Here is a 13807-nt window from a genome sequence, read left to right as displayed (position 1 = left end):
TTTATTTTTTCTCTTCTTCTTCTTTCGGTGCCTCGAAGGCTTCGGGCAGGTATTGGTTTAGAATATTAAACCAATTGATGATTTTTTTGACATCGGTAGCATATACTCTTTCTCTGTCAAAGTCAGGCATTACTTTTCCCATAAAATCAAAAAGGGCAGAATTGCTGGCTTCTTTGGGATTGATATCGATTCCATCTTTAAAATTCTCTTTAATACTCATAAAGATTTCGGAAAGCGGTGTTGACTTATTGATGTCTTCAGTATAAACCGAAATTTCTTTCAAAACCGACACTTTTGAATTGGCATTGATCATTTCTTTTTTCTTCAATGCGTCTAGTGACTCAACAATAACGCCGCCACGGCCGGGTTTCAAGATTCTGAACAGACCTGGTTTTCCCGAGATATTAGCTACTTCCTGTAATAATTCCATTTATAATTTTAAAATTCAATTTTTATAAAAACGATGCAATTTAAAGAAAATTGACCACTCAAAAAATTCTGTTTAAATATCACCGGGTTGTGGTCTTAAAATAATTTCTTCGACAGTAGCACTTGCAGAAAGACTAAAAGCCGACCATAGTACCTCTGCAATGTCACTTCCTTTCATAAAGCGGCTGTCAGGTAGCTCGACTCCTGCCCAGCTGTCAGTTAATGTGGCACCAGGCAATATTGAAGTAACTCTAACATTGCTGGTCTTTAATTCTTCCCTCAGGCTTTTTCCCAGCCCCATCATGGCAAATTTCGAAATTGAATACGATCCACTTGATGCATAGGCTTCGATTCCAGCAATAGATGATATATTAAAAATATGTGCCAAAGGTAGATCTATCATAACTGGCACTATAGCTTTTGAAAGATAATACGCACTCAAAAGATTTGTTGAAAGCATATTTTCGAGATTTTCGTCAGGTTCTTCCAAAATTTTTCCCGGAATAAAAACACCTGCATTATTAACCAGTATTGTAGGAGGGATTTTTAGATTAAGAACAAAATCTCCAAATGCTTTTACCTCAGCTTTTTGAGAAACATCTGCAACAAATTCAAATACCTCAGTACCAAAATCTTCATAGATTTCATATTTAAGTGCTGAAAGGGAATCGGCAATTCTGCCACAAACCGCCACATCAAAGCCATTTTCTGCTAGTTTTCTGACAATAGCCTTTCCTATCCCCCTGCTTCCGCCGCTTACAACCGCCAATTTTTCCATTTCTGTTTTTTTTGATAAATTGTCTTAGATGAAGTTTATTTTAAAACAACATGATTTTAGATAAATAAATTACAAAAAAATGTAACACTAAATTTCATTTATGAAAAAAATAAATAAGGTTTGATTCGTTACCTTTGTAAAAAAAGAAAATAAGAGGAGAGAGCATGTTAAAGATATTAGGAAAATTTTTCTTGTTTCTGTCTGAGATGTTTACCCGCCGGGAAGCTGCCAAAGTTTATTGGAACAGGTTTTTGGATGAGTGCGTTTCATTGGGCGTTGGCTCATTGGTAATTATTTCAATTGTAGCCCTGTTTATTGGAGCTGTTACCTGCGTGCAGACTTATGCCAACCTGGTAAGTCCGATAATTCCCAAATATGTGGTAAGTAATATTGTGAGAGACATGACATTGTTGGAGCTTTCCTCTACACTTATGTGCGTGGTTTTGGCCGGGAAAGTCGGTAGCAATATCGCCGGAGAATTGGGAACCATGAAAATAACCGAACAAATTGATGCACTGGAAGTAATGGGGATAAATTCCGTGTCCTACCTGGTTTTACCCAAAGTGGCTGCAGCGGTGCTTACATTCCCAATTTTAGCTGTGTTTTCAGGTTTTCTTGGCATTTTTGGGGGATACCTTGCGGGTACGCTTACGGGAATTTTAACCCCAGAACAATATATTTACGGAATCAGGTACTCTTTTATGCCCTTTAACGTGGTGATTTCGATTATAAAATCCGCAGTATTTGGATTTCTGATTGCCACAATTGCGGCCTACAAGGGTTATCATACTTCCGGCGGGGCTCTTGAAGTGGGGCAGTCGTCCACTGCAGCGGTTACCAACAGTTGTATTGCGGTTTTGGTAGCCGATTATTTACTAGCTGAACTTCTGACATGATCGAGATAAAAAATATAAGCAAAGCTTTTAAAGGGAAGGTTGTCCTGGACGACATTTCCGGAGTATTTAAAAAAGGAGAAACCTCATTGGTGATTGGTGCGAGTGGAACAGGGAAAAGTGTGTTGCTGAAATGCATGCTTGATCTTGTGGAGCCGGAAAAAGGCGAGGTGATATATGATGGCAGGGAGTTTTTGGGCATGGAAGAAAAAGAAAGAAAAGACCTTCGGCGTGAAATGGGCGTGTTGTTTCAGGGTGGGGCACTTTTCGATTCAAAAAATGTTCAGGATAATGTGAAGTTTCCTTTGGACATGCTCACCAATATGCCTGAATCAGAAAAACGGGACAGGGTGGAATTCTGCCTGCACAAAGTTGGTCTGGACGGTGTTGGACCCAAAATGCCATCAGAGATTTCGGGAGGAATGAAAAAAAGAGTGGGAATAGCACGTGCGATTGTTTTGAATCCCAAATACCTGTTTTGTGATGAGCCAAACAGTGGACTGGATCCTTTGACCTCTATAAAAATTGATGAGTTGATAAAGGAAATCACCGACGATTTTGACATTACAACTGTCGTAATTACACACGATATGAACTCGGTGCTTACTATCGGCGATAAGATTATGTTTCTATACAAAGGGAAAAAACTCTGGGAAGGAGATAGCAAAAGCATTTTAAAATCTGATATCAAAGAGCTGGATGAATTTGTTTTTTCAAATCAGGCTCTAAAACAACTTAGAGGGTAGTAAATATTTCATCTCGGCAAATAATGAGATGGTTAATTTTCATTATTTCTATTCAATCATTTGGACAAAACGTCCAGATTGATACACTTTTTGTAAAAAATCAAATAGATTCAGCAATAGTCTTTCTACAAAATAACCAAGAAAGAGAAACTGTATTTGCCCAAAAGTATCGTGGAGAATGGCCTGTTTATATGGATATGACATCTCCTTATTTTTTTATGGGTAATAAACAAAAAGCCCGTGATTCCAATGGATTTACCGTGGCATCAATACATGACTTTTTGAGTGAAATCTATCTTGCTGATACTACCAGAAAGGATATTTTGCCGATATTAAAATCTGCATTTTCAGAAATTCAGTCATATGAAGAAGATGGCCTTTATTACTTTTGGAAAAATCTTCCTCCAAACAGAAAAATCAAACTATTTTTGGAACCATCTCCACAACCTCTGGTAAGAAGACCAACGACTTTCAGGCTAAAAAACAGATTTATCAATAAACTCGCCAACGTACCCGCTGATGCAGATGATACTTCACTGGGAAATCTTGCCAAATTATATCAAAACGAAATTTTTGGGTCAAAAAATAAATTAACTAAAATTGATGTTTTCGAAGACCACCTGGACAAAGACCGGTATAATATTAACTGGTTTAATTTTGTTTTTCATAATGACAAAAATTCTGGTGCTTTCATGACCTGGTTGCATCCTGAACATGAATATGGGCAGTGGTCAGTAGTAAAAACCGCATTCAATGTATTGCTGATTTTTGTTCCCGGAAGTTCAGCCGGGCCCAAAGCATATAAACCCTGGGTGCCGTTTGGAGCCAATGACATTGATATAGTAGTAAATGCCAATGTGCTGCATTATCTCAAAAAATCAGGACAAGATATTGAAAGCCAATCGGCAAAAGATGCCATAAAAATGATTGAAAAAAGATTAAAAATAAGCAATTGGCAAAACACATCGGTATATTATTCCAATGCTTTTCATACACATTTTGCAATTGCCAGGGCATTTGAAGATGGTATTGAAGGGCTACGACCAGCTTGTAAAATTTTGGAAGAAGATATTATCAAAAAACAACAGGCAGATGGAAGCTTTGTAAGCAGGAGTTATATTAACCATTTTGATAAAATACAATCTACCGCGAATGCCCTTTATGCAATGATTGTCCTCAGAAATAAAGGATTTGACATCCCGAAGGAGAACATTGACAGGGCAATGAATTTTCTTTTGAAAAACAAAAAAAACACACTTGAAGGCTTACACTGGGATGGTGGAGTTTTCTTTTCCGGGGGGAGCGTAATCAAGAATATATTGTTTTGGGAGTCAGACGCCTATACGACAGCCATGATTGCTTTGATTTTTCAAAAATATCTGGAAATGAAATAATCAGAGATGCTCTTCCAGTTTTTCCGGATGAGCAACGTAATATTTCAGTACTTTAAAAAGCTTTCCGGCATGGGAGGCATCAACTACACGATGGTCAAGAGCAGCTCCAAGGGTAATTATTTTTCGGGGAACAATCTCATCATTAACCACCCAAGGTTTTTTTCTCACCCCACCCATTATCATCACAAAAGACACATTTGCGGTGGGCATAAGAGCAGGGTAACCATTGTCGAGCCCTAATGTCCCGATATTAGAAAATATAAAAGAGCCGAAAGTATTATTGGTCATACCTAAAAAAGGTAACGAAATTCCCCAATCTGTTAGAATGGTTTTTATTGTTTTATAAATCCAGCCTCTGATTGGCCATGGAAATTCTGCCAGCTTGTGTTTCATTTTCATGGTTTTGTTTTCTGAGCCTTTCCGGGTGTTTTTTATAGCTTCAGATAGTAAATCCACTGATTCTCTGAGGTTAAAGGTATCGATAGCATGCACTTTTATGGAGCTCATTTCTCCATCAGGCAATAAAACGCTGACAGTAGCGTCCAGGCTCGGATAGCTGTAAATGTTACCGCGTTTTACATAAGTGTTTAGCTCAGGAACTTCGGTTTTTACGGCTCTGGCAGTGGCAAGGAGAAAAAAATGAGTCAAGGTTATCTTCAGGCCCTCTTTTCTTTTTTGTGAAATATATGCTTCCACGTCGGTCACATCAATCTCTACCGAACCGAGGATTTTAGAATCAACAGGTTTTTTGTAAATAGTAGATGCGGTTTTTCGCCAGGGGTTATTGAGATTTTTTTCCAATTTTTATGAAAAATAGTTTTACAAAAGTATAAAAACCAGGGCAATACCTTTACGTTTTTATGATGTTGAATTCAAAATTAAGCGGATCAAATGCCGTTTTCACTTTGTCCAGAAACTCAGGGTCATTGATGTAATAATTGAGGAAATTCTCGGTTCTTTCCTGTAATCCGCCACCAGGGAAAAGTTTTTCTTTTAATCCTAGTATCTGATTGATACCGGTTTCAAAATTCCGCTCTTCCGATTTTTTAAGGCGTTTTTCAATGTTTCCAATAGCATTGAGTAGTTTGGTTTTTTCACCTTCTACAACCGCTTTCAGAGTTGGGTCAACTTTTACAGCCTTTTCTGATATTTTTTCAAAAATTTCGGAGAATGCATTGTTTTCTTCCGTAAAATCAAGTGTATTTTCTGAGTTTTTTTTAACATAATCGGCCTTCAATGTATTTTCAGATTCAAAAAGCTCTTCAACTGTAAGACCCAGCTTATCGATACGTTTTTGGGATGCAGGATTAACTACCAATCCAAAATTTCGTGGCATAACAATGGGGAATGGCTGCTCAAAGTGATGGAACAAATCACCCAGCTGCAACCAATAAGCCACTTCAGAAGGGCCGCCCAGGTAGGCGAGATTGGGCAAAATTACCTCTTGATACACAGGTCTCAAAACCACATTTGGGCTGAAGCGTTCAGGATGGTTTTCGATTTCGATATTAATTTCTGATTCTGAAAATGAAATATCAGAATTTAAAATTTTATACATATCTCCATCTTTTTCAATTCGCTCGCGGAGATTTTCTTTCAAATAGAAAAAATTGATATTCCGGGCATGAATCTGGGTTTTGTAACCCCAAAATTCCAATTTATCCGAAGTAGTTTTTACAATATTTTCTGAAACATTTTCGAGGATATCTTTTTTTATTACGGGAATAAATAGCTTTTTCAGTGCGGGGTCATCACCATCTATACAAACCAAACCTTCATGGCCAAATAGCTCATGAAAATAATATCTTACAGCTACTGACAAATTGCTTTTTTCGGAATAAGCCTTTTTGAATATTTCAGGCAAATCTGGTAATTTATTCAATATGTCTTTGATTCCATTCAATTCAAAACGCCCTACGGCACCTTTCTGGGTAGTTTCCCAGATATGCTTTTGCCCGAAAAGGTTAAAGCCTGAGATTTCTGCAAAATCATGATCTTCGGTGGCCATCCAATATACCGGCACGAAGTTGTAATCAGGGAAATTCTCCTTGAGTTTTTTAGCCAGATTGATAGTGCTTATGATTTTAAAAATCACATACAGCGGACCCGTAAAGATATTGAGTTGATGGCCTGTGGTTACACAAAATGTTTTTTCATCTAGAAAAATATCAGTTGCTGGTGGGTTTTCGGTGCCTGAATATTGGTGTTTTAGGGCGTCAGAGAGTTCTTTTCTGTAATGAAAATGCGTTTCGGCTATTTGATTTCTGAAACCTGCTACATCAGGGAAATTATCATAAAAGTCAATTAATTCTGGATGTTGTTTACTAATATAGTCGGTAAAAAGCTTCGGAAAGCCTCCTACTTTTGCTAATGCAATTCTGGAGTTTTGAGTATTCAATATTTTTGAGATTTTACTTTAAATAATAGAAACACCAAGGTATTTCAATGAGTTTCAAAAACTATATTTGAATCAAATATTTTGAAATGGAAGTAAAAATAACTGATGATGGCTCAATCACACTCTTTTCTGAGCAATTTAACCAACATTATCACTCTAAGTTTGGTGCAAAGACCGAATCTGACCATATTTTTTTAGAATTAGGCTTTGCTTATGCAGCAGAAAAATTTGAAAATATAAAAATCTTCGAGATGGGTTTTGGTACCGGACTAAATTCCTGGTTGAGTGCTCTTTCTGCCGAAAAATTTAAAATAAAAACGAGCTATTTTGGCATTGAGAAATTTCCGGTTGAGGCCAATATTTTTGAAAAATTCCCAGATGATTTGAAGTTATTTCACCAATCAGTCTGGAATGTAGAAGTACAAATTAATGATTTTTTCATTTTTAAAAAGCAAAAAATATCCCTTGAAGAAGTCGATTTAGGAAGTGATTTCAACCTGATTTATTATGATGCTTTTGCCCCTGAGGCTCAACCCGAGCTTTGGACTGAAAAAATTTTCAAAAAACTTTTTGATTCTTTAGTGCCCGATGGAATTCTTACCACCTATTGTTCCAAAGCTTATGTGCAAAGGAATCTCAAAGCGTCAGGATTCAGGATTGAGAAACACCCCGGCCCACCACATAAAAGAGAAGTATTGAGAGCAATAAAGCAGATTTAGTCTTAAAATATTTCAAAAAATCCTTAATTTGCCTCACTAACACTTAATATTTTACCTATGAATAAAAACTCACTATTAATTTTCATTGCTTCGGTTGCAGCCACAGGCGGTTTGCTGTTTGGTTTTGATACCGGAGTTATCAATGTAGCACTTCCGGCCATAAGAGAGCAGTTTGCCTTAACACCTTCTCAGGAAAGCAACGTCGTAAGTGCAGTACTTTTCGGTGCTATGTTCGGTCCATTTCTTTCTGGTTTTTTGACGGATATTTTAGGCCGAAAAAAAATCAACATTATTGCATCAATCGTGTTTGTGCTGGGTTCTATCGTAGCGGCAATCGCCACTTCGCCGGGAATGCTCATTTTCGGTCGGTTGTTGCTAGGTTTAGCCATCGGTATCGTGGCGGCCACAGTTCCATTGTATTTGGCTGAGCTTTCCCCCAAAGAAAAAAGAGGGCAGATGGTTACCTATTTTCAGCTGGCTATCACATTGGGTATTTTGCTCTCATATTTGGTCGGATATATTTTTGAAGGTGCCGAAAATTCCTGGAGGTTGATGTTTTGGGCGGGTTTTATACCTGCAATATTACTTTTAGTGGGGATGTTTTTTATTCCCGAAAGTCCGAGATGGTTGTTGTCAAAAGGAAGGGAGTCGGAGGCCATTGAGGTATTGAAAAAATTGAGAAGCTCAGATGACGCTCAAAAAGAGCTTCAGGAAACCAGAGATATTATCGAAGAAGAGAAGAAAAACAAAGGGGGATGGAAGGAATTTTTCTCAAAACGCCTCAGAATTCCACTTTTTATCGGTGTCGGTATTTTTGCCATTCAGCAGTTTTCGGGTATCAATGCCATCATTTATTATTCTACAGATATCTTCAAGGGTATGTTTAGTAGTTCTCAGGCCACATTGGCTACAGTAGGTGTGGGTGTAATTAATTCATTGGCTACCATCATCGGGATGCGTTATCTCGACAAATGGGGCCGTAAGCCTATTCTTTACACAGGTTTGATTGGTACAGCGGTATGTTTAGGCACTGTGGGTCTGGCATTTTTGATGAAAGACAATCTGCCTGAAGGGTTAAGACAAATCATGTTGGTTGGTGGTATTTATACTTATATTATTTTCTTTGCCATCAGCCTTGGTCCATTGGGCTGGTTGTTGATTTCTGAAATTTACCCGTTGAAAATCAGGGGTTTTGCGTCGAGTATGGGTAGTTTTAACCACTGGATATTCGATGCCATGGTAGCCTATTCATTTCCCTTAATGCGTGTTTCTTCATTGGGTTCTAACGGTGGAATCTTCTTCATTTACATGGTTGTAGTTCTTTTGGGCTTATTCTTTGCAAAATTTGTAGTCTTCGAAACCAAAGGCCTGAGTCTGGAGGATATCGAGAAAAGGTATATTTGATTTCTTAAATTGGAATAAACGAAAAGTGCAGGTCTGAGGAGATCTACACTTTTTTATTTTTTATTTTAAAAAATTAAAATAATATTTTAAATAACTTTGTTTTTATTTTAATTCTATTTTATGTTTGTATCCTAAATAAATGGATTATGAACAGAAATATTGTTTTAACTAATTTACTTATACTTTTTGTTTCGGTATTTGTGCTAACCATTCTTGGATTGCATATTTATAACATTGAAGTGGCATTTAGAACATCTAGTCTTTTCGTTTTTTTACTTTATGCCATAAACCTCCTAATTTTTGGCATTTACCTCTTAGTAGCCTTCAAAGTCCTAAAATTAAGGAAAGTGTACTTAAAAGAGAGTTTTTTTGAGGAAAGTCAAATCAAAGATTTTCGGTTTATTGCAATTGCTTTATTGGTAATCATTCCCTTAAGAGGTTTAGTTGAGATACTAAATGACATTTTGGTTAATAATTCAAATTCTGAGATTATCATTATTAATTTCTTTCTTAAAACAATTTATAATTCACCGGCTTTTCTTTTTTGCAGTCTTTTAATTTTTATGATAATTGACTTTTTGCCAAAATCATCTAAAATAAAATCCGAATTAGATAACATCATTTGAATATGAAAATAGTTGTAAATCTTGATGTTATGATGGCTAAGAGGAAAATGTCATTAAATGAATTGGCAGAAAGAACCGGAATGACTAATGTTAATCTTTCAATTCTAAAAAATCAAAAAGCAAAGGGAGTAAGATTTGAAACTCTGGCATTAATCTGCAATGTTTTGGAGTGTCAGCCTGGAGATATTTTAGAAATGACGAATTAAATATTTTGCCGATACCGGCAAAAAAATCTATATTTACATTGGATTTTTAGAAAAAATATTGCCGGAAATGGCTATTTCTGTTTACCAATGAAATATATCTCTGTAAGTGATTTTGCAAAAAAATGGAATGTTCCGGAGAGAACAGTTAGATATAATTGTGTCAAAGGAAAAATAGAAGGTGCTTTTTTGACTGGAAAGACTTGGAATATTCCAGAAGATTATGAATGGCCGGACAAAACAATTAGACAAAACAAATCAGAGAATCATTTGCTCAAAATCCTGAAAGAGCAAAAAGAAATGAAGCTCAAAGGAGGTATTTATCACCGCACACAAATTGACCTCACCTACTCATCCAATCGCATAGAAGGGAGTATGCTCAGCCATGATCAAACCCGTTTTATTTTTGAAACCAATACACTTGGTCCAACGGTTGAAAGCACCAATGTAGATGATGTGATAGAAACATCGAACCATTTTCGATGTGTGGACTTAATCTTAGAAAAGGCCAATTTTAAGCTTTCGGAGACAATGATTAAAGATCTTCACTATATTCTAAAATCAGGCACTTCGGATGCAAGAAAAGATTGGTTTAATGTCGGCGGGTACAAAAAATTACCCAACGAAGTAGGTGGAAATGAAACATGCTTACCCGAATTAGTTGACGTGAAAATGAAAGAGTTACTTTCAGAATATCATCAAAAACGAGAAAAGACTTTAACTGACATTATTGATTTTCACCATAAATTTGAACTGATACACCCCTTTCAGGATGGAAACCGTAGAGTTGGAAGATTAATTCTATTCAAAGAATGCCTGGCAAATAATATTATTCCATTTATCATTACTGAAGACTTGAAATTTTTCTATTACAGGGGCTTGCAGGAATGGCAAAACGTAAAAGAATATCTGGTTGATACTTGTCTTACAGCACAAGATAATTATAAAAATATCATGAATAATTTCCGGATAAATCAGAATTAATGCTCACCCTACACCAATGTTCTTTAGAAAAATCCTGACTGGAATAAATTATTGTTGAACTATCTACCGAAAAAAGTTGGAGGTCAGGTTTTAAAGCGGCTTCAAATATCAGATTACCTACACTCCAGCTCATAAGAAAGTTTTCTTTATTTGGTTTGCTAATCCAGGCAAAATCATTTTGGTTTTGTTGTAAAAAATGCTTTTCAAATACCATTTTCATTTTTTCAATCTCCTGAAAAAATGCATAATTTTTCCCCCAGACAAATGGGCCGTGAGTCACCTTATCTGTCTCGGCATCATCAGTAATCTGGAAAACATACAGCTTGGTATATTCTTCGTTGATCGATCGCTCCAAATGTGGATTTCTGACTTCAAAGCCTAATGACATATAGGATGGCATTTCAGGAAAAAACGTGCCCACAAAATACCTCAAATGATTACCTTTTTTATAAAACTCATCAAAACGGGGATCGTCTTTGTCGGCAGTTATCATCGTGAAATTTGGAGCAAATTTCCGAGTTTCAGCCATTTCCAGATATTTTTCAAGATTTTTCATGAAAAGTTCTGAGCCAACTGGTGATGCCTGTAAATCACCTAGAGTACTGTCAGCTTCGATTGCCTCCAGATGGTCTTCTTCCACCCCATAGCCCATACTATCAGGCGGGGCGATAAAAGTCTCGGCAAAGAAACCAAAATAGGGCACCCCGTTTTTCTGAACATATTTTTTGATTGCCTTTAAAGGATCATAATATTCCCCGATTTCCTTCGGAACTCCATCTTTTCGGGGCTGCACATGGGCCATATCACCCCGCATAAAGTCGAAATTAAACTCCTGTTGACAAGCCAGATATTGTCGGCAAACGTATTCCCATGCAGGAATATTTGGTTTCGAAAAATCAAGATTTTGGTCGGTATCGCTTATGGTATGGTAAAATTTATAGCGTGTCAATGGGCCAAAGACCCTCGACATGCCTTCAGGTTCTTCAAACTGGTAGTTGTACCATTTATTACCCATTTGATCCATGATATAGTCGTTTTCGACCAGATGCAAACATCTGTAAGGAGGAGCCATGGTGACAGGCAAAGTTTCAAAGCCAGCATACAGAACCTGCTGCATCAGTTGAAGTCTCCTTTGCAAGCGACCATTTGTGTATTCTATTCTTCCAAAAAGGACTTCCAGTTTTTGGGCATCAGAGAGTAATGGATTATTGAAATCAAAAAAGAATTCTTTTGAATAAGAAATAAAACTGCCATTGGCTGTGCCGTTCTTTTCCAGAAACTTCCAAACTACATTTTCAACTTTTCCGGCATTTTCATAGCTTATATTCAGGAGTTTAGCTCCGCTTCTTTCGGCCCATTCAAAAATTTCAGGATAAAGAAAGACCAGCTCCGAAAACCTGTCGGTATGTGGAATCACATCCATTCCGATAGTTTTTCCCATTAAATGCACGAGATTTACAACCACTTTGAGCTGTTTGGCAGGGGTATCCAGGTGCGGAATGGCATTTTTTAGTTCCTGACTGAAAAATTCAGGATTGATGTTCCAACTGATTTTTCCGTATAAACTCGCTACTACTCCGGGCTCCCAGATGGGCAAAATGTGTACAGAATCCTGGTTGCTGCCGATGGTTAAGAGGTACTTTATAAGATTAAAAAAGTTTCCTATTGTCCTGATATTAACCCCGACCATGTTTGAGGTTTTCAACCAGGAGCCATCAGCGTTGTTTTTTACGGGACTTTCGATTTTATGGTTGGGGTCCAGAGCCCGGTTAAGGTTTTCCGAGCCAAATTTTTGAGCAAAAATCTGCAGAATATCAAAAACGCCAAGATTTACTGCAATTTCCGGAATAAGGTTATGCACAAAAGAAGATTTATGGCCGGTATAGTCCATTTTTAAATCAAAATGGCTATTCCTCCACACATCAAACGGGCTTTGATCCGGAGAGTTCATTTGAGAAAATTTGTAATCATAGGTTCTTAAGGGAGCAAACTTATTAAAAATTTTGAAAAAAACATTATTTGGAATGATTTAGACCGGGTTTGGGATCTTATTTTTTAAGCTTATCCAATAATTTCAGGAGAATTAACGTTTGGAATATCGAAAACAAAATTTTGCAAAATGCCCAGAAACCTGCTTTTCTATTTCCTGATAATATTTAATTTGAATGGTTTTGCACAGCAAAATTCAAACCTGATTATTGGAAAAAGCTATTATGGAAATACTATAAACGAACGAGAAATTTGCGATTTGGTGGCATTTTCCAGTCGGCCTGAGGTGAGCATGGCGGTAGAAAAAATTGTAAAAAGGTCGGGCTTGAAACAGAACTTTTATGTGATGGAATGCCCAAATACTGAAAATTGTTTTGCTGCAACAAGAAATGGTGAAAGGCTGATTGTTTATGATCCGGATTTTATTGGAAAACTTTCTGATGCTACCCGAACAGATTGGGCGGCAATGAGCATTTTAGCTCATGAAATCGGACATCATTTGCAGGGTCACACCATAAAATCTGGTGGGTCGGAGCATGAAAAAGAATTGGAAGCCGACGAATTTGCAGGTTTTGTCATGTATCAGCTCGGAGCAACTTTGAAGGAGGCTCAGTCAGCTATTTCGACTTTGACCACAGAATACACCACCAGCACCCATCCGGCAAGGGGTCAAAGGCTGAAAGCTATTGCAAGAGGTTACAAAAGTGCGAAAGAACTTTATCCCGGAATAAAATCAGATCTCAGGAATGAAAAACAAGAGGAGACTATTGCAAATAAAACAGAGAACATTGTTATTGAAACCGAGGTAGTTGATGCTCCAAAACGAACCAAAGGTTGCATAGAGGGGACTTGTTTTGAGGGTTATGGAGAAGCCATTAACTCCAAAACCAATGAAAAATATGCCGGAGAATGGCACATGGGAAAAAGGTCCGGGAAAGGAAAAGAGTATTATAAAGATGGCAAAATCAAATTTGAGGGCAACTTTGTGAATGGGGTGTATTCAGGTCAGGGGAAATATTTTTTTAAAAATGGTGAAAAGTATTCAGGGAGTTTTGTGAACGGAATCATGCATGGACAAAAATCTACTTTTTCATATCGAAACGGAGACAGGGTAATCGTTGATTATATCAACGGAAAAAAAGAAGGAAAAGCCAAAATAATATATTACGGTGGGGTAGAAGGTACCGCCTTTTATAAAAATGATAAAGAAATCAGGTAGACAAATTGAAGGGGGGAGCGAAAGT

13 protein-coding genes are annotated in these 13807 nt (G+C 37.1%); 8 read left to right on the top strand and 5 right to left on the bottom strand.

Annotated features, from left to right (window positions below; translation table 11 throughout):
• Position 1: 1 nt before the first annotated feature.
• Both IPP61_05495 and IPP61_05490 read right to left on the bottom strand, forming a co-directional pair.
• The gene (locus IPP61_05495) at positions 2-430 is read right to left on the bottom strand and encodes a DUF5606 domain-containing protein (protein MBL0324624.1); all 429 of its coding nucleotides are present in this window, start codon (positions 428-430) and stop codon (positions 2-4) included.
• 72 nt (positions 431-502) lie between these two features.
• The gene (locus IPP61_05490; GenBank protein MBL0324623.1) at positions 503-1207 is read right to left on the bottom strand and encodes an SDR family oxidoreductase; all 705 of its coding nucleotides are present in this window, start codon (positions 1205-1207) and stop codon (positions 503-505) included.
• Positions 1208-1371: 164 nt separating this feature from the next.
• Between IPP61_05490 and IPP61_05485 the strand changes: the two genes are divergently transcribed.
• From IPP61_05485 to IPP61_05475, 3 genes are read left to right on the top strand one after another with little or no spacing between them, the layout of a single operon-like run.
• Entirely contained in the window at positions 1372-2103 is a 732-nt protein-coding gene (locus IPP61_05485) for an ABC transporter permease (GenBank protein ID MBL0324622.1), read from the top strand.
• Entirely contained in the window at positions 2100-2846 is a 747-nt protein-coding gene (locus IPP61_05480) for an ATP-binding cassette domain-containing protein (GenBank protein MBL0324621.1), read from the top strand. Before IPP61_05485 ends, IPP61_05480 begins: the two co-directional genes overlap by 4 nt.
• Before the next feature lie 23 nt (positions 2847-2869).
• The gene (locus IPP61_05475) at positions 2870-4240 is read left to right on the top strand and encodes a hypothetical protein (protein ID MBL0324620.1); all 1371 of its coding nucleotides are present in this window, start codon (positions 2870-2872) and stop codon (positions 4238-4240) included.
• Here the strand turns inward: IPP61_05475 and IPP61_05470 are convergent, their stop codons facing one another.
• Positions 4241-5041 carry a 2-oxo acid dehydrogenase subunit E2 gene (locus IPP61_05470; GenBank protein MBL0324619.1) on the bottom strand — a complete coding sequence of 267 codons (801 nt, stop codon included), beginning with the start codon at positions 5039-5041 and terminating at the stop codon, positions 4241-4243. It lies immediately after the preceding gene.
• A gap of 49 nt (positions 5042-5090) precedes the next feature.
• Positions 5091-6638, bottom strand: coding sequence for a bacillithiol biosynthesis cysteine-adding enzyme BshC (bshC, locus tag IPP61_05465; GenBank protein MBL0324618.1), 1548 nt, complete (start codon positions 6636-6638; stop codon positions 5091-5093).
• 86 nt (positions 6639-6724) lie between these two features.
• On the opposite strand from bshC, the gene mnmD reads away from it, so the two are divergent.
• From mnmD to IPP61_05445, 4 genes are all read left to right on the top strand, one after another.
• The gene (mnmD, locus tag IPP61_05460) at positions 6725-7357 is read left to right on the top strand and encodes a tRNA (5-methylaminomethyl-2-thiouridine)(34)-methyltransferase MnmD (protein ID MBL0324617.1); all 633 of its coding nucleotides are present in this window, start codon (positions 6725-6727) and stop codon (positions 7355-7357) included.
• A 57-nt stretch (positions 7358-7414) separates the two neighbouring features.
• Positions 7415-8761: a sugar porter family MFS transporter gene (locus tag IPP61_05455; protein ID MBL0324616.1), complete on the top strand. Its 1347-nt coding sequence runs from the start codon at positions 7415-7417 to the stop codon at positions 8759-8761.
• 628 nt (positions 8762-9389) lie between these two features.
• Positions 9390-9593: a helix-turn-helix transcriptional regulator gene (locus IPP61_05450; GenBank protein MBL0324615.1), complete on the top strand. Its 204-nt coding sequence runs from the start codon at positions 9390-9392 to the stop codon at positions 9591-9593.
• A gap of 87 nt (positions 9594-9680) precedes the next feature.
• The gene (locus IPP61_05445) at positions 9681-10574 is read left to right on the top strand and encodes a Fic family protein (protein ID MBL0324614.1); all 894 of its coding nucleotides are present in this window, start codon (positions 9681-9683) and stop codon (positions 10572-10574) included.
• Here IPP61_05445 and IPP61_05440 read toward each other — a convergent pair.
• Positions 10543-12525 carry a hypothetical protein gene (locus IPP61_05440; GenBank protein ID MBL0324613.1) on the bottom strand — a complete coding sequence of 661 codons (1983 nt, stop codon included), beginning with the start codon at positions 12523-12525 and terminating at the stop codon, positions 10543-10545. The genes IPP61_05445 and IPP61_05440 overlap by 32 nt on opposite strands.
• Before the next feature lie 168 nt (positions 12526-12693).
• On the opposite strand from IPP61_05440, the gene IPP61_05435 reads away from it, so the two are divergent.
• Complete coding sequence (locus IPP61_05435) at positions 12694-13782, top strand: M48 family metalloprotease (GenBank protein ID MBL0324612.1); 1089 nt, start codon at positions 12694-12696, stop codon at positions 13780-13782.
• Positions 13783-13807 lie beyond the last annotated feature (25 nt).

It is taken from the genome of Cytophagaceae bacterium, assembly GCA_016722655.1.
Lineage (GTDB): Bacteria > Bacteroidota > Bacteroidia > Cytophagales > Spirosomataceae > Leadbetterella.
Note: the sequence above shows the minus strand (reverse complement) of the source record. Positions and strands in the feature narration are given on the sequence as shown.